The 17312-nt window shown below is 49.1% G+C and carries 11 protein-coding genes and 1 tRNA gene; 2 read left to right on the top strand and 10 right to left on the bottom strand.

Annotated features, from left to right (window positions below; all coding sequences use genetic code 11):
• Positions 1-201: 201 nt before the first annotated feature.
• Complete coding sequence (locus PGL01S_RS29790) at positions 202-795, bottom strand: SLOG family protein (protein ID WP_127499239.1); 594 nt, start codon at positions 793-795, stop codon at positions 202-204.
• A 135-nt stretch (positions 796-930) separates the two neighbouring features.
• Entirely contained in the window at positions 931-5145 is a 4215-nt protein-coding gene (locus PGL01S_RS29785) for a choice-of-anchor I family protein (RefSeq protein ID WP_127499237.1), read from the bottom strand.
• Positions 5146-5373: 228 nt separating this feature from the next.
• Between PGL01S_RS29785 and uraA the strand changes: the two genes are divergently transcribed.
• Positions 5374-6681 (top strand): uracil permease, encoded by a 1308-nt coding sequence (uraA, locus tag PGL01S_RS29780; protein ID WP_127499235.1) that lies wholly within the window; start codon positions 5374-5376, stop codon positions 6679-6681.
• Between the two features lie 51 nt (positions 6682-6732).
• Here uraA and PGL01S_RS29775 read toward each other — a convergent pair whose 3' ends face one another.
• The 7 genes from PGL01S_RS29775 to PGL01S_RS29745 all read right to left on the bottom strand — a co-directional run bounded on the left by PGL01S_RS29775 (position 6733) and on the right by PGL01S_RS29745 (position 16082).
• On the bottom strand, positions 6733-7944 hold the full coding sequence (locus tag PGL01S_RS29775) for a sugar ABC transporter permease (RefSeq protein WP_127499233.1): 1212 nt from the start codon (positions 7942-7944) through the stop codon (positions 6733-6735).
• An 82-nt stretch (positions 7945-8026) separates the two neighbouring features.
• Complete coding sequence (locus tag PGL01S_RS29770; RefSeq protein ID WP_127499230.1) at positions 8027-9547, bottom strand: ATP-binding cassette domain-containing protein; 1521 nt, start codon at positions 9545-9547, stop codon at positions 8027-8029.
• A 145-nt stretch (positions 9548-9692) separates the two neighbouring features.
• The gene (locus tag PGL01S_RS29765; RefSeq protein WP_127499228.1) at positions 9693-10793 is read right to left on the bottom strand and encodes a sugar ABC transporter substrate-binding protein; all 1101 of its coding nucleotides are present in this window, start codon (positions 10791-10793) and stop codon (positions 9693-9695) included.
• A 181-nt stretch (positions 10794-10974) separates the two neighbouring features.
• Positions 10975-12081: a D-xylose ABC transporter substrate-binding protein gene (gene xylF, locus PGL01S_RS29760; RefSeq protein ID WP_127499226.1), complete on the bottom strand. Its 1107-nt coding sequence runs from the start codon at positions 12079-12081 to the stop codon at positions 10975-10977.
• 27 nt (positions 12082-12108) lie between these two features.
• The gene (locus PGL01S_RS29755; protein ID WP_127499224.1) at positions 12109-13656 is read right to left on the bottom strand and encodes a response regulator; all 1548 of its coding nucleotides are present in this window, start codon (positions 13654-13656) and stop codon (positions 12109-12111) included.
• 3 nt (positions 13657-13659) lie between these two features.
• Positions 13660-15105 (bottom strand): sensor histidine kinase, encoded by a 1446-nt coding sequence (locus PGL01S_RS29750; RefSeq protein WP_127499222.1) that lies wholly within the window; start codon positions 15103-15105, stop codon positions 13660-13662.
• A complete protein-coding gene (locus PGL01S_RS29745; RefSeq protein WP_127499220.1) occupies positions 15102-16082 on the bottom strand; it encodes a sugar ABC transporter substrate-binding protein in 981 nt (326 codons plus the stop codon). The genes PGL01S_RS29750 and PGL01S_RS29745 overlap by 4 nt, the downstream gene beginning before the upstream one ends.
• Positions 16083-16302: 220 nt before the next feature.
• Between PGL01S_RS29745 and PGL01S_RS29740 the strand changes: the two genes are divergently transcribed.
• Positions 16303-17145, top strand: coding sequence for a CPBP family intramembrane glutamic endopeptidase (locus tag PGL01S_RS29740; RefSeq protein ID WP_164775638.1), 843 nt, complete (start codon positions 16303-16305; stop codon positions 17143-17145).
• Between the two features lie 91 nt (positions 17146-17236).
• On the opposite strand, the gene PGL01S_RS29735 is transcribed toward PGL01S_RS29740, so the two are convergent.
• A tRNA-Gly gene (locus tag PGL01S_RS29735) sits at positions 17237-17311 on the bottom strand.
• Position 17312 lies beyond the last annotated feature (1 nt).

Below are 17312 nucleotides of genomic sequence, written 5' to 3'. Positions count from 1 at the left end.
GCAACAACGTTTCATATCTTATCACGTTGTCCTTTTTGGTGTCAAGCACTTTTTTTTGAATTGTTTTTCATTCTATCAAAACAATTCTTTTGTGCTTTTGCCCCCAACCGCGTGTCTCTCTCGGCCGGAATTAGAATATACCATAGGCTCGTACAGCATTGCAAGTCTTTTTTGCAAAAAAGTTTAAACCGGTTCTATGAGCTACTCTATAGGTTCTTCATAATTGCTCTCATACGTGTCCGCATACGTATCATAGCTCTCTTCTTCCGCCGCGTTCTGGATATCCTCCGCCGTAATAAGAACCAGCTCGTACCCATCCTCTTGATGCTTCTTCAGCGCTTTCTCTTTTACGTACTTTGGACTTCCCTCCGCCGCCTCTTCGTCGTAGAAAAGAAGCAGCCCGTCCGATTTGCGGAACAACAGCTCGTCTCTCGCCTGGAACTGCCAAGGGCCAGCATATGGCTGATGGCTTACCGCCCCGTAATAATCAACTTTGGTTATTATCTGCCGATAGTACTCTTTTTTCTCGTCGTTCCATTGCTCTTCGGGATTCATAAAAGCGGTAATGATCGATAGCTTCAGCTGCGGGTATACCGATTGAAGCTCCAGGGCTACTTCGCACACCCAAAGATCAAAACCGTATTGCCCCGGCGTGATGACCCATTCCAGCCCTTCTTCAATGAGAGGAATAAGCTTGGCTTCGATCGCTTTTTTTATATAGGGGATATGTTTATGCTTTTGATTAAAGATTTGGAGCTCATGTGCCCGATACCCGGTTGCAAACAACGTCTTCAAAGGTCCACCTCATTTCTTCATCCATCCAATATAACAGCATTCGGAGGCGGAGCGTCAGAGAATGTACGTTCTGTTTCATCTATGCTGATAATGAAAGAGCTGCCTCCCATGGAGACAGCTCTTCTTCGTTATATCTTATTTGCTCATTAACTGCATGAATACGGCAAGCATTTTGGCTATCTCTTCGCGTGTCGCAACATCTTGAGGAGCAAAGTAAACGCCGGAATGGCCGGCTTTCGTTTTGCCGTTGATAATGCCTGCCTGCTGAACGGCCTTCACCGCTTCCTTCACGCTTGCCTGAATTGCACTGCCGTCTGCAAAGGTAATCGCCTTCTGGCTGGCAGGAAGCTCGACGTTCATGACGCCCGCAAAGTGAACCAGCATAGCAGCCATCTCCGCCCGTGTAATGGAGGCCTTCGGATTAAACTTACCGCCGCCTACTCCGCTTGCAATACCTTTATCTGCTGCCCATTGCACGGCATCAGCATAATAATCGGTCGTACGCACGTCCGAGAACTTGCCTGCTTTGTAGCTGCTTAATTGAGCACCTGCGATGCGGGACAGAAGGACCGCAAAATCTGCTCTCGTCATTTTCGCTTTTGGCGAGAATTGATTCGAGCTTGTGCCGGAAATAATGCTGCGTGCCGAAAGATACGTAATAGCGTCTTTCGCGAAGCTGGATGTTGTGTCCTTGAAGGACTTCTTGTTGTACGCTACCGCATAACGGGAGAAATGAGTGACATCAAAGCTAACCGTACCCGTAGCAGGGTCATATACACCGGACGGTACGGTTACAAGCTCGCCGTTATCCGAGACGTAATAGATGATAATCGCATTGCGATCTTCGCTTGCCGCTGGCGTATACGGTACTTGAACATGCACAGTGCCTCCGCCAAAGGTAGTAATTGCGCTGCCGTTTGCTTTTACCGCAAAATCAAACACCGGATGGCTGCCCACAGCTTGCAGGAATTCGGTACGCTTAACACCCGTTAAGCCTGCACCGGCCGTTGCCGCATCAGACTGGCGAACGGTAATCGTAACGTCATTGTTTTTCGAAGCTGCTGCAATAGATGCGATAGCTTTTGCGTCAAAGGATACCGTGCCTACTCCCGCTTCGATCTTCAACTCCGTCAAAGCAGCATCTTTAGCATCGGTGAAGATACCTTTCTCAAAAACAATTGCAGCTTCTTTCGCTTTGCTATCCGGAATAGCCGATACCGTCAAGCTGCCTGTCTGGCCGGCTGACAATTCGTTACGCAGTTTTTTCAAAGCAGATGCAAACTGGCTGGATGTCACATTTGCGCTTGCTTTACCCGAACCGTTAGTTGTCGCTTCAACCTTCGTCACTACATTCGCGCCGTTAGAACCGTTGTCGATTACAGTTGTACCTCCGCCATTGGATCCGCCGCTGCCTGGTTGATCCGGCGGTGTAACTACGATAGAGCCTGGTGCTACAGTTACGGTGCTTTCCGCTATAGCGTATCCGTCCGCGCTTGTTGCTTTTATGACGGCCGTACCTGCTTTCACAGGAGTAACCTTGCCATTCTGTTCAACCGTCGCAATGCCGGAATCCGAGGAAGACCACGTAACGCTGCTCGAAGCACCGTTTGCAGGCACAACCGTTGCCGTCAATTGGCCGGCAGCTCCGCCCGCTGTAAGAGAGAGGGACTTCTGGGCAATAGACACTTGGGTTACGTTAAGCTGGTAAATGCCCACTTTACCGCCTACTTCGTAAGCAACCAGCACCAATGGCTTTCCGGTCGGGCTGACCGATGCAGGAATAAATTCGATACCCTCCGGACCGGTATCCGTATCCAGATTCACTTTATTGTCCGCGCCTTTAAATACACGGGTATTCGTATAGTTCGCAAACCGAGGATTCTCCGGATCCGTCACGTCATACGTCATCAAGCCGCCTACGCGCTCCAGACCGATAAAGGCAAGCTGCCTATTGCCTACTTTGCCAACCTTAATGTCTTCCGGCTCCGGACCTTTCTTCACGCTGCGGTCATCCATCGTAATTTTGCTGTTGCTGACGTTGAAGTAATCCGGAACGCGCTGAGCCGTAATATTCTCGAAATCATTGCCGCTGTCGTATACCTGGTCCATCGAATCCGCATTCCAGATCGAGAAAGAACGGCCGCCGTACATGTAAATACCGTCGTTGCCCATATCGCCCGCTACTTCAATCGCGTCGTAGGCTGTCGTGTCTTTCAGGAACTTATAGGCTTCCGAATCAGGATCCAGGCTGCCCTTAAGCGCACCTACCGTGCTTGCGTTCACGCGGAACTCCGAAGCGTCGCCTTCGTTTGCCGTAAGCAGATAAGTCTTGCCGTTAACTGTATAAGAAGCAACGCCATCTGGCATGTACATGCCGTTAAACGGCACTGTCTCCAATTGAATGGAACCATTGGATTGAACATCGAGGGCATTGGCCGGATCATTGTAATCCTTGAGACCAAGAGCTTTTACCGCGGTAACCTTATGCGCAGCAATATCAACAACCGCTACGGCGTTGTTCTCTTGAAGCGTTACATAAGCGGTCTTGCCGTCAGCGGAAAGCGTAATGTATTCCGGTTCCAGATCGTAGAGAGCATCTTCTTTCGAGCCGCTCGACTTAACCGTATTCGTTACCGGATCCAGCTCGCCCCGGATATGCACGCCATCTTCAATGACAGACGGGTCATCGAAATAGGCTTGCTTAGATGTACCGGTTACAGTATCTACAATTGTGATACTGCCTTTGGCATCCTGCGTAACAAGGCGCGGTTCCGCTTCATCCGCTGTCAGAATATAACGCCCATCCTCCGTCGATTTGATCATATCCGGCTGTACGCCCGATCCGTATTCGGTTACGTAATTGCCGTCATAATCGAGAACAATGATTTTACCGGGCTTAAGCGGATCCTTCTCTTGTACGGAAACGGAAACCCGCTTCGTTGTTGTATTGATATCTACGCTTGTGAGGTCACCGTAAACGAAACCGTTTGTCTCCGACAGATCCTTCACGAGAACGGTTTTCTCCTTCGCCAGCGTGCCTGTTGCTTGACCCAGGCTTACAATCTCGAGACTTGGAGGATTCCCGGAGCCGTTGACCAAATAAAACTTATTGTTGTCTTTGTTGAATTTTACGATCTCGGCAACGCCGCCGTCTTTATTCGTGACGCCAAGCGAGAAGCTTCCGATCTTCTCAACCGACAACGTATCCTTCATCTCGCGAAGCGGCTGGCCGATTGTAAGCCAGAACGATTTGGTTCCCCTTGCAACAGGATTTGCACTGTCCGTTGCCGTTACGGTAATAAGAGAAGACTTGGCAGTCGCTGTAGGTGTACCCGTGATTTCACCGGTAGTACTGTTAATAGTAAGACCAGCTGGCAGATTCGTTGCGCTGTAAGTAAAAGGCGCCGTACCGCCGGTTGCAGCAACCGTAGCCGTATAAGCAGTGCCGATTGTAGCGCCTGCGATTGCGGTTGTTGTAATAGTGACCGGATCAACTTGAGGTGTTTCCGGCTGTTCAGGTGTTGCTACTCCCCAAGGTCCAAAAGCGCCGTTATGAGGAAGGGTAGCCGCCAGTTCCGTTTCTTTTCCGGCTACATTTAATGCCTCGTAATCAACTTGTTGAAAATCCGATTTATTATTATCCATATCAACAGTTGTCTTGCGGCGAATAGCTTTCTTCTTGGATGTGCCTTCGGTAGAACCTGTCGGGTATGCTGCTTCGTATCCGTCGATGTCACTGCCAGTATCATTACTGCCTGTACCAACCATATCTACATAACCGGCTGGCTTTGTATTAAATGGATTGGAGTCGGAAGCCGCAAGTGGAGTCTGATTGCTCATCAGGACTACTTTCATGCCTTTGTTATTAAAAAATTGCGTATCCCATGCCTGATCAGCCTTACCAGTAAGGCTGATTTTTGCATCACCTGCGTTTGCAGCCACATTCGCTGCCGCCCCCGTGATTAGGAAAGAGGAATGTGCTTTTATCGTGCCGGTCAAATCAAGCTTCTTCCAGTCTGATGTAATTGCTCCTGTTGTCGCACTGGTACCGCGATCGTTATATTGCAAAGACCATCCGGAGAGATTGATATCGTTATCGGTCTGATTGTAAAGCTCAATAAAGCCGTTAGTGAAATAAACCCCAGTTGAAGCAGCTGTTCCGCCACCGTATACCTGATTGATAATTACGTGCGGAACACTGACGCTGTATTCATTAGAAGTATTGTAAGGAGTTCCCGTCAGTGGAGTTACGCCGCCATCCGCCATTGCCACACCGGTCCCTAGTAAGGCTGTAGCGGCGATTTCGGCAGCAAGGAAAATGGACAAGAAGCGTCTGCTTTTATTGATCATTTATTAGTTTCACTCCCATTTCATAGATTCTACTAAAATTGTAATGGGGGAATGTTTTCTAAAGGTTAATAGACAGTTTAAGATATTGTAAACCATTGTTATTTCTCATCCTGAATAATTGCAAATTGCGCATGGATTAAGAAATGTCTTGCCAAGCAACACTATACTTATGTAAAATCGAGCAAGTTGCGCAAAAGTTGACTTTATGTTATGGAGGGTTACAGCTAGATGAAACCACAAGAAATCGGCGTCCACGAAAGGCCGCCAATGGGCCAAAGCCTCATGCTGAGCATTCAGCATTTGTTCGCGATGTTTGGTTCAACCGTACTCGTTCCGAACCTGCTAGGCGTAGACCCGGCGATCTGTCTTTTGATGAACGGGATCGGCACTCTGCTTTATCTATTTATCGTAAAAGGTAAAATTCCCGCGTATCTCGGCTCCAGCTTTGCGTTTATCGCACCGGCCGGAGCGGTTATCGGCAACCATGCCTCTCACTCTGACGGCTATGCCGCAGCACTTGGCGGATTTATTGCAGCGGGCGTTGTGTTCACCGTTGTTGCGCTTATTATCCAAGCCGCGGGTACCGGCTGGATTAACGTCATTTTCCCGCCTGCTGCGATGGGTGCCATCGTAGCGGTTATCGGACTTGAGCTTATTCCGGTTGCAGCCGGCATGGCCGGATGGATCAAAGCGCCAAGCGCACCGGCTGACCAAGTATGGACACCGGACGGGACGGCCATTACGATCTCCATCGTCACCTTGCTGATTACCGTGCTTGGTTCGGTGCTATTCCGCGGCTTCATGCGCATCATTCCAATTCTGGTCGGTATCGTGTGCGGCTACTTGCTTTCTTACTTCCTGGGCTATACAAACTTCGATAACGTATCGGCGAGCAACTGGCTTGCGGCCCCTACGTTTACGACGCCAACCTTTGAATGGGCGGCTATTCTGACGATCGTTCCCGCTTCCCTGGTCGTTCTTGCCGAGCATATCGGCCATTTGATCGTAACCGGCAACATTGTCAAAAAAGATCTGTCCAAAGATCCGGGCCTGCACCGTTCGCTGCTCGGCAACGGCATCTCGACGCTTCTGTCCGGCTTCCTTGGATCTACGCCTAATACGACTTACGGGGAGAATATCGGCGTTCTTGCCATTACGCGCGTCTATTCCACGTTTGTTATCGGCGGAGCAGCCGTATTCGCTATCGTACTGTCGTTCTTCGGCAAGTTCTCGGCACTGATCGCAGGTATTCCCGCTCCGGTTATGGGCGGCGTATCGCTCCTGCTGTTTGGCGTTATCGCGGCTTCGGGTCTCCGGATGCTTGTCGAGTCCAAAATCGATTACAGCAAACCAACCAACCTATATCTCACAACGGTTGTTCTCGTAACCGGCCTTAGCGGCGCGAAAATTACAATCGGCGACTTCTCCCTCTCGGGAATGGCGCTTGCAACCGTAACAGCGATTATCCTGAGCCTGCTCTTCAAGATTTTCGAAATTACTCGCTTGTCCAATGATTCGGAAGCTTCCGGTCATTAAAACGCAAAAGCCCAGCGGCCAATTGGCCGCTGGGCTTTTTTTATACTTGAACTAGCTTCTTTTTCTCCGCGTCATTACGTCGAAGATTACCGCAATCGCAAGCACGCCGCCGCGAATCATGTATTGATAAGAGATACCGACCCCCATCAGGTTCATACCGCTTGAGAGGGAAGCCATAACGATTGCACCGATAATCGAACCTGTGACTTTACCCACGCCGCCTGCTGCCGATACCCCGCCTACATAAGCTGCCGCAATCGCATCAAGCTCGAACAGCGTACCGGCTGTTGTTGTTGCCGACTGCAGACGCGCCGTAAAGAGAATGCCGGACAAGGCGGATAGAAGACCCATCGAACCAAATACGATATAGGTAATCTTTTTCACGTTGATCCCGCTCAAATGCGCCGCTTCCGGGTTGCTGCCTACCGCATAAATATGACGGCCAAGCACGGTGCTTGTGGTCAGGAAGTGATAAATCACAACAACGAGCAGCATGATAATAACCGTCCAGGAGAAGCCGTTATAACCTGCGATAATATAAGTAATGTAAGCAATAATCGCGGATACGAAGATCAGCTTAACGGTGAACATGCCCTTGGAGATTACTTCGAATTGGTATTTAATCTTGTTTCGGCGTTTGGAGACCTCAAAGTAAATAAAGAGAAGAATAACAAGCACGCCAAGCAGGAGGGACAGGAAATTCAGATCGTCCAGCTTGAACAACGACGGGATATAGCCATTACCGAGCGCGTTAAAATGCTCGTCCTTAACGATAATCGTACCGGTCTTCTCGGTTACGCGAAGCAAGGCGCCGCGGAAGATCAGCATGCCGGCGAGAGAGGCTACGAAGGACGGAATACCCAGCGACGCAACAAGCACGCCGTTAAACAAACCTACAATAATACCGAAAATCAGGATAATCGGAATCGTAAGGTATACGGGGACACCCGCCTGCGACAGCAAAATAGCGGCAATGGCTCCAAGGAAGCCTGCGGCAAAGCCAACCGACAAATCGATATGGCGGATGACGATAACAAGCGTCATGCCTACCGCGAGCACCGCAATATAACCGGTCGCGTCAAGAAGGTTGCTAATGTTACGGGAAGACATAAACAAGCCGTCGGTAAGAATCGAGAACGTCAGCATGATCACAAACAAAGCAATATACATGCCGTACTCGCGAATATTTACTTTCAGCAAGGTTTTACCTTCCGTAAGAATGTTTGTCTGTTGTTCCTTTTTGCCCTGAGTGACTAAGTTCATGGGTGATCCTCCTAAAATGAATGGCTGCGCAAAAGGCGGTTATAAGCCGATCGCGGCGATTCATGCTTCGTAAGCGATTTATCTATTGCGTTGCGAATTGCATAATATTTTCTTGGTTCGCTTCTTCGATCGGAAGCTCGCCTTTAATCGCGCCTTCGGCCATGACATAAATGCGGTCGCTCATGCCGAGAATTTCCCCAAGCTCGGAAGAGATCATGATAATGCTCATTCCCTCCGCAATCAGCTTATTCATAATGGTATAAATCTCGAATTTCGCTCCTACGTCGATACCGCGTGTCGGCTCATCGAGGATAAGCAGCTGCGGCCCTACGAACAGCCATTTGCCAAGCGATACCTTCTGCTGATTGCCGCCGCTAAGATTGCCCACGATCTGTTCGATGGATGGAGCCTTAACGTTTAGCGAGCTTTTATAATCGCTGGCGATCCGGATTTCCTTATTGTCGTTGATGACGCCTTTCCGGGATATTCCGTTCAGGTTAGCCGCAGAGATATTGTTCTTAATATCCTGGATGAGGAACAACCCGTCGCCTTTCCTGTCCTCGGTTACATAAGCAATGCCTTCCTTGATTGCATCTTTAGGATGCTTGAGCGATTTGGCGGACCCGTTCACCAAAAGCTCGCCTTGCAGTCTATAAGACTTTGGATTGCCGAAGATGCTGCGAGCAAGCTCCGTGCGTCCTGAGCCCATCAAGCCGGCTATTCCGACGATTTCTCCTTTTTTAACATGCAGGTTCACATTCTTGACGACATGTCTTCCGAGCTCGGGATCGTAAGCGGACCAGTTCTTCACCTCAAGGATGGTGCTGCCAAACGATTTGCTATTTCTCTTCGGATAAATATCTTCAATTTCGCGGCCAACCATGTTCCGGATAATATTGTTTTCCGTGATTTCCCCTTTGGATCCGTCCAGGGTGCAAATGGTACGTCCATCGCGAAGCACCGTCGCTTTATCCGCAATGGAGATGACCTCTTTCAGCTTATGGGAGATCATAATGCAGGTAATGCCCTGCTTCTTCAGCTCCCGGAGCAGTTCGAGAAGGTTCTCGCTGTCATTCTCGTTCAAAGCTGCCGTTGGTTCGTCCAGAATAAGCAGCTTTACGTTTTTGCTTAATGCCTTGGCGATCTCGACCAGCTGCTGCTTGCCGACACCGAGTTCTTTAATCAATACTTCTGGATTTACGTTCAGTCCGACCCTTTGAAGCATTTTCTGTGCTTCGACAATCGTCTTGTTCCAGTCCACCACAGACCCGCGTTTTATCTCGTTGCCCGTAAAAATGTTCTCGTAAACCGTAAGGTCCGGGAATAAGGCAAGCTCCTGATAGATAATAGCGATGCCCGCTTTAACGCTGTCGCTGATTTTATTGAAGGCCTGAATATCGTCTTCGAACACGATATCGCCTTTGTAGGTGCCATAGGGATAAACGCCGCTCAAAACCTTCATCAAGGTTGATTTGCCGGCACCGTTCTCGCCGATGAGACAATGAATTTCGCCCTTCTCCACCTTGAAGTTTACGTCCGAGAGCGCTTTGACTCCCGTAAATTCCTTCGAGATATTGTTCATCTCCAAAATGTAGTTGCTCATCACTATGCACTCCTAAAAGAATTTTCGCGTAATTTGCGATAATTCTCACATCGTAAGGATTTCCTTAAGCAAACAACTCTGCAAGTAAGGAATAGTGATAGACGAATCTATCACTACTCCCCCTTAAACCTTTATTCGTTTACGATTACAGGCCGGTAAAATCGCTCGCCGCGTAGTAAGCGGAATCGATCAGTTTTTCCCTCACATTGTCTTTGTTCACGACGATAACGTTGGTTTGTTTTGCTTTCACTTCTACTTTGCCGTTGTCATACGAGCCTGTTGTTGCAGGATCTTTGCCGTCCAGAATGTCTACGGCCATACCCATTGCGTCTTTAACAAGCGTACGAACGTCTTTGAATACCGTCATCGATTGTTTGCCGTCAATGATGTATTGGATGGAAGCTTTCTCAGCATCCTGACCGGTTACCACATAGCTCTTAATAGCGCTGTCCGCTTTGAATACGTCAGCAATGGAACGTGCCGTGCCATCGTTTGGAGCCAGGATGGCTACATCGCCTTTCATATCGGCAGCTGCTGCGGTCAAGTGAGTTTGAGCTTTGTTTTTCGCTTCGTTGGCATCCCAGTTCGTTGTCACTTGGCCGATGATTTTGCTGAGCTGATCGCGTGACAGATCTTTTGTAGCTTTCAGAGCTTCAGCTTCGCTGGAGTTCGCGATTTTGAAAGTGCCGTCAGCGATTTTGGGCTGCAGAACGTTCCAAGCGCCTTGGAAGAACAGGAAAGCGTTGTTGTCGGAAGCTGCGCCTGCGTACAAGTACAATGGCTGGCCGTTGCCTTTAGCGTTATCAACCAGGTATTGAGCTTGTGCCGCGCCTACCGCTACGGAATCGAAGGTTACGTAATAGTCAACCGCGTCCGTGTTGGTGATCAAACGGTCATAGGAGATAACCTTGATGCCTTCTTTTTTCGCGGCTTCTACCGCTGCTGCTGCTGCGTCGCCGTCTTGAGGACAGATAATAAGTACCTTAATGCCTTTATTGATCAATGTTTCTACGTTTTCTTTTTCTTTCGCGGAGGAGCCTTGGCTGAACAGAATTTCCGTCGTGTATTTGGAGCCTTTCAGCGCATCCTTGAAGCGCTGTTCGTCTTGAACCCATCTTGGTTCGTCTTTCGTCGGAAGAACGATACCAACGCTGACTTTGCTGTCGCCTTTACCGCAAGCCGCAACCAAAGCCGTGAGCAGCAGAACAACCATTAAAAGCGCAAACGATTTGAAGCCTTTTTTCATCTTCGTTACCCCTCCAATAATGTCTTTGTTCCTTACACGACCAACTATAGCACGGGGAACTTCCAATGAAAGCGCTGTTATATAGCACTCTTTTATAACCGCCTAGACTTTTTTGAACTGCGGGAGCCGTCGGCAAAAAAATAAGACTAGCCCGTCTGAAACGGGTTAGTCTTATTCGCTTTTACTTTTTAACGACGTTCTTATAGACGTCTTCGCGGGAATGGAAGCCGTCGGCAATAATCGTCTCGTCAATGTTGGATTTGTCTACGGCGATTGGGGACAGCAGCACGGAAGGCACTTCGATCTTGCCGTTATTGACAGTCCGGTCCGCGCCGGTATCCTCGCCTTTCGCCAGCTTGACGGCAAGCTCGGCGGCTTTGTCGGCCAGCAGCTTGATTGGCTTATACACGGTCATCGTCTGCGTTCCTTCCACAATCCGCTGCGCGGCGGCAAGCTCGGCATCCTGGCCGGCAACCGGCAGCTTGCCCGCCAGCCCTTGCCCCGCTAACGCCTGGACGACACCACCCGCCGTAGCATCGTTTGCCGCAATAACCGCATCAATCTTATTGTTATTCGCTTCAAGCGCATCCTTCATGTTGGCCAAGGCATTCACCGGGGTCCAATCCTTCGTCCATTGATCATAGACAACCGTGATTTCCCCTCTGTCGATAAAAGGCTGCAAAACATTAAATACGCCCTGCTTGAATAAATGCGCGTTATTGTCCGTATCGGCGCCGCCGATATAAACAAACTTGCCCTTCGGCACAAGCTTGGTAATCGCCTCCGCCTGCAGCTCTCCTACCGCCTCGTTATCAAACGATACGTACAAGTCCACGTCGGCGTTCTTTATGAGACGGTCGTACGCAAGCACTTTAATGCCGGCCGAATGCGCCTTCTTCACGATGGCTGCCGTTGCATCCGCGTTATGGGGAACAACAACGAGAATGTCGACCCCTTGGCTGATTAACGCTTCCGCTTGGGAAATCTGCTTGGCGTCATCCCCGTTAGCCGCAATAATCTCCACATCCGCGCCAAGCGCCTCGCATGCCTCGCGGAATAAATCCCGGTCCTTCAGCCAGCGTTCCTCGAGGAGCGTATCCATCGAAAAGCCGATCTTAATCCTTTTATTCGTCTGATCGGAAGGGGATATGGTGGCCTTAGGTTCATTTTTCAGGTTCTCGGCTGTCGCTCTACCGCCGCTATTGCTGTCGCAAGCCGACAAAAGAAAACAGACGATTAGAACGGCAATAAATAGAGTAGACCTTCTCCTCGCGAAGCCCAGTTTCATTCGCTTCTCTTCCTTCATCCCAAATTTTTAGCTCGAAGCCGATTTGCCAAGGAGCGTCTTGCGGTATTCCGTTGGGGAAACCTCGCACATCTTTTTGAATACCTTGCTGAAGTAATTTGGATCATGGTAACCAACCATGTAAGTAATTTCCTTCAAACTCCGCTCGGGATCGGCCATCAGCTTGATCGCTTTCTTAATGCGGCATTCGGTCAGAAAATCGATATAGTTAATGCCAAGCTGGTCTTTAAACATTTTGCTGATATAAAAAGGACTCAAACCAACCATTCGCCCGATCGCTTCCAGCGAAATATCCTCATGCGAATGATCCGCAATATACTGCTTGATTTGTTGTATCGCATCCGGCTCAATCCGTTCATGATGCTCCGTATACGACTGTCTCATCCGCTCCAGCAGAAGCTCGGACTCCGTCCTAAGCTGCCTGTAATCCTGCGCCTGGTAGGAGAACATCGGCGTATCAATCTCGACTCCCATCTCAAGCAGCACGCGGGAGGCAATCCAGAGCAGTTCGAGTACACGCTGCTGCGCATGCACGAGGTTTGCCCCTTCATTCTCGTAACGGCGGACGAAATCCGTCAAATCGTTGCGGACCTGCTCCCATTGCCCAAGCCGGATCCGGTCGAACAGCTGCTGCTCGAGCTGCTTGACCGGATAGCCGTCGCGCGTCACGCCAAGAACAGGGGTATCCTCATAAAACCGGTATTTAACCGGCAGCGACGGATCAATAGAAGCCATTAACGCCTCCTGATACGACTGCCGAATCTGATCGAGCGACTCATAAACGCCGCCGATCCCCACAAACCAGCCGTCATTGCCGTCCGCCTTCGCCACGGCGAGCAATTCGCGTGCCATTGTCACCGCCTGGGAACGGTAAGACCTGTCGGCCTCCGGAAACACGATGATCGGAATTTGACGTCCGTACATCGCGCCAACCCATCCGCTTCCCATTTTTCGAACCTTTTCTTTAATAGAGATATAACAGCTTTCAGCGCCTGGAGGCAGTAATACGGTCATCGCGTACTTCTCGTTTGCCGTATGCACGCCAAGCAGCCCTACCAGCTCATCCAAATGCACCTCATGAACATGATCGAACAATAATTGCGTAACGATATCCGTCTCGATAATCGGCATAACTCTTTGCAGAGCCGTTCGCTGAAGCTCGGTTGTCTCTACCGTCTTCCGCTCCTCCTCAATGAGATGAAGAACGCGCTGAACGGTTGTTACGATCTCGGAGGCTTTGCTTGGCTTGAGGAGATAGTCCTTGACGCCAAGCTTGATCGCTTTGCGCGCGTAGTCAAACGTATCGTAAGCCGTTACCATTATGAATTTGATCGACGGCTGGTTTGCGCTTATCAGCTCGACCGCCTCAAGTCCGTTGATTCCAGGCATTTTCACATCCATTAAGATCAAGTCGGGACGAAATTCCTCCGCCAGCTGTACCGCTATATTCCCGTTCTTCGCTTGCTCAATAATAATGTCCGGCAATCCATGCTGGAGGATGGCCTTTAAACCTTCGCGCTCAATCTGCTCGTCATCCACAATCAACAGCTTATACATGCGTTAACCGGCCTCCCTTTCCTTCGGCAACTTCAATATCACTTTTGTTCCTTTGCCCACTTCACTCTGAATGGCCATAACATCCTCCCGACCGTAATAAAGACGCAGCCGGTTAATTACATTGCCGAAGCCAATGCCCGTCGAATGCCCGTCTCCCTCCTGGCTGGCAAACCGGTCCTCCATGATGTGCGATATTTTCTCCTCCGATATGCCGCTGCCTTCGTCCTCAATCTCGATCCTGATCTCGGAGCCCTCGTCCCGGACGCGAAACGTAATCGTGCCTCCATCCTCAAGCGGCTCTATCGCATGTATAACGGCATTCTCGATAATCGGCTGGATCGTAAGCCCCGGAATCTGGACGTACAAGCACTCCTCATCCACCTCTTCCACAAAGCGCAGCCGTTCCGTAAACCTTGTTTTCTGGATAAAAATATATTCGCGCAATACGCGGACTTCCTCATAAAGCGTAACCGGTCTGTCTAACCGCTTAAGGTTATAGCGGAGCAGCCTTGCCACGCTGGTCAGAAGATCGCTTGTTTCCAGCGAGCCTTCCAAATAAGCCTTTTTCGATAACGTATCCAAAGTATTAAACAAGAAATGCGGATTGATCTGACTCTGCAGGCTTCTCAGCTGGCTCTCCTGCAGAAGCAGTTTATTCTTCTGCAGCTCGCTCTCGAGCTGCGCTTTCGTCTGAATTTCCGAGATCAGATTGTTGATGTTGATCCTCATCCGGTCAAAGGTCTTGGCGAGGAAAGAGATCTCGTCATTGGCGTAAATTTCGATATGGGTATCGAATCTTCCCCGCGACAGCTCGCGGGCCGCTTGGGTAAGACGCTGGATTGGACGAGTGATGCTGAGAGAGAACCAATAAGTAAACAGCAGGAGGAGGAAGGTGATCAACGCCAGCATCCACACCCCAAGCTTCTTCAGCTCCACGGACTGCATAATCATGCCGCGGTAGAACTGGTCGTACGTCTGAAGCTCGGTCCCAAGCAGCGTTAGCGTCATCTCCGAAATATACTTCGATAGCCTTGTCGCCTCCGTAAAATCATTAAGCGCTTCTTCATTGTTCTTCTCGTTCAAAAGACGGATTGACCGATTCGTGGAGTCCACCAGACTGTCGATGAGGTTCAAATAATTGGTTAAGGTAAAATGATTGCTGTTGTTGCGCAGATCCGCAATATGCAGCTGCGCGTCCAATAGTCTCTTCCGATCGCCCTCGACATTAGAAAGCTTCGAAGGGGTTGGCGTTTGTATGTAGTTGTTGAGCGAAGTGACCAGCTGCTGGCTGGACGCGCTTACCTCGTTCATTTGCAGGTAGCGCTGCAAAATATCGTTATATTGATCCTGCATCTTCTGATTGTAATAAGTGAGGATAAACCAGATCGCAACCATGATAAACAAGACAATAGCGGTCAGCGACAATATCTTTTTCTGGACTGTATTCATTGGAGTTCATCCGCCTTAAGGAGCCGAATATCCGTAAAATAACCATCATACTTTAGGGGGAAGGTCTCGCCCTTCAGCCACTGCACCATTAACTGCACGCCAAGCTCGCCCATCATTTCCGGGGATTGCTCGATAATGCCGCTCATCTTCTTTTCTTTCAGCAAGGTCTTGATCTCCGGGCTGTCGTCAAAGGAGTAGATATGGAACTTGCTTAGCTGCGCGCGCTTGCCAATCTCCTGCACCATCGCGCTTGCATTGTTTGCCGTGACCGATACGAAAGCAGCTACATTCGGCTCTTTATTCATAATTTCGTTGGTAGCCGCAACCACCTTCTCCCTCGTGTCCCCTGCTACTACCGTAATAGGTTCTATGTCCGGATAGAACTTCAAGATGTTAAGAATGCCGTTAAGCCGCTTGCTCTGAAAGTCCTCCTGACGATCCGATACCATAAGCACAACCTTGCCCTTATGCCCAAGATCTTCAGCAAGCTGTGTTCCTATCATTTGGCCAGCCTTATAATGGTCCGAACCGATGTAAGTCCGTCTTAAGCTGTCTTCAATTGGCACGTCGTTAGCAATCGTAAAGATCGGAATTCCGTTTCCGGCAGCCTTAACCGTTGCCAATTGATTAAACTCATCCGTATTTAGTCCCTGTACCAGAATGCCGTCTACTTTAGAGGCGATCGCGATCTCCATATTTTTCAGAAAATCCTCCTGATTGGTTCCGTAGCTGCCCCATACTTCAAGCTCGGCTCCATACTTGGAGGCGGCCTTGGATGCTCCGTTCTCAACTTTATCCCAAAACGGCGTATCCATTTCTTGGGTAATAAGAATGAGGCGGTAACCGGATTTATTCGCGCTGCCCACATCGGCAGGGGCTGACAAATTATAATGGAACACATGTATAAAGGAAGAGAGGGTAAACCCTAGCAGCACCAGGCATATAGCAGATAACAGGACAATGACGAGTTTCCTCATTTGTCGGCTCCTTTGTCTATGAAACAATCTACTAAAACGCTTCCATCCATAGTTGCCCTCATCATAGCACAATAGACCTAGTCAAGAAATGTAAATTTTTCGCACATAAAGAATTGACATTAAAATAATCAAAAAGCTATAATTTTATAGCATTATTGGATTTATATGGTATTTTAAATTTAGAAAACGGATGGTGATTCTGATTAAAAAGTTTTTTAGCGTGGCGGGCAAAATTGTATTAAGCGGGTTAATCCCTATTGGGATTATGATTATTGTGGGTATCGGTTACGCCATCTACGCTGCCGCAACAGGCGCCGATATGGATGAGATCACTAAGGTTGGAGAGGCGCGGTGGACGCAATACCTGCAGACGGTGCTCTTTATCGGGTCTGCCTTGGCGATGTACGCGTGGTTTGAACGAAAGCGCAAGTGGCCGCTGGGACTAAAGCAAAAGCATGGAATAGACCGCGGCCTTCAAGGTTTTTTTGCAGGAATTCTCCTTATGACCCTTTCTGCCATTCTGATTTGGGCGGCAGGCGGTGTAAGCTGGGAAGCCTCAAAATGGAATCAGACCTTAATCCTTTCCTTGCTTGAGGGTATTATTTTATACATAGTTGTCGCCTTATCCGAAGAGTTATTCACACGTGGATACATTCAGGGACTTATCAAATATCATTATGGAACACCGGCTGCCATTATCGTAAGCTCGATTATTTTTGCACTTATGCACAGCATGAATCCGAATATGTACGAGACGCCGTTTCCGTTCATTAATATTTGTCTGGCAGGCATCCTCTTCTCAATAGCAAGGGAATTAACCGGAGGCTTGTGGTGGCCGATTGGGCTTCATATGAGCTGGAACTTCTTCCAAGGCTACGTATACGGCTTTCAAGTATCCGGAACGGAGCCGGTACCGGCCGTTCTTCAAGTAACTGACAACGGCCCGATCCAGCTGTCAGGCGGAGAGTTTGGCGCAGAAGGAAGCTATATGGCCTCTCTTGTCCTTATCCTCGGCATAATAGCCGTTTACTTTCTTTATCGAAGAAAAAATAAAACTCATTAATGTCTTTAAGCGCTGACCGAGTGTCAGCGTTTTTGTGTGTAAATATAAAAAAAGACTACTTCCTATCTGAAGTAATCTTGTGTTTATTATATGGAGCGGAAGACGGGAATCGAACCCGCGACCCTCGCCTTGGCAAGGCGATGCTCTACCGCTGAGCCACTTCCGCT

The organism is Paenibacillus glycanilyticus NBRC 16618, assembly GCF_004000805.1.
GTDB lineage: Bacteria > Bacillota > Bacilli > Paenibacillales > Paenibacillaceae > Pristimantibacillus > Pristimantibacillus glycanilyticus.
This window is presented reverse-complemented; position numbering and strand designations above follow the sequence as displayed.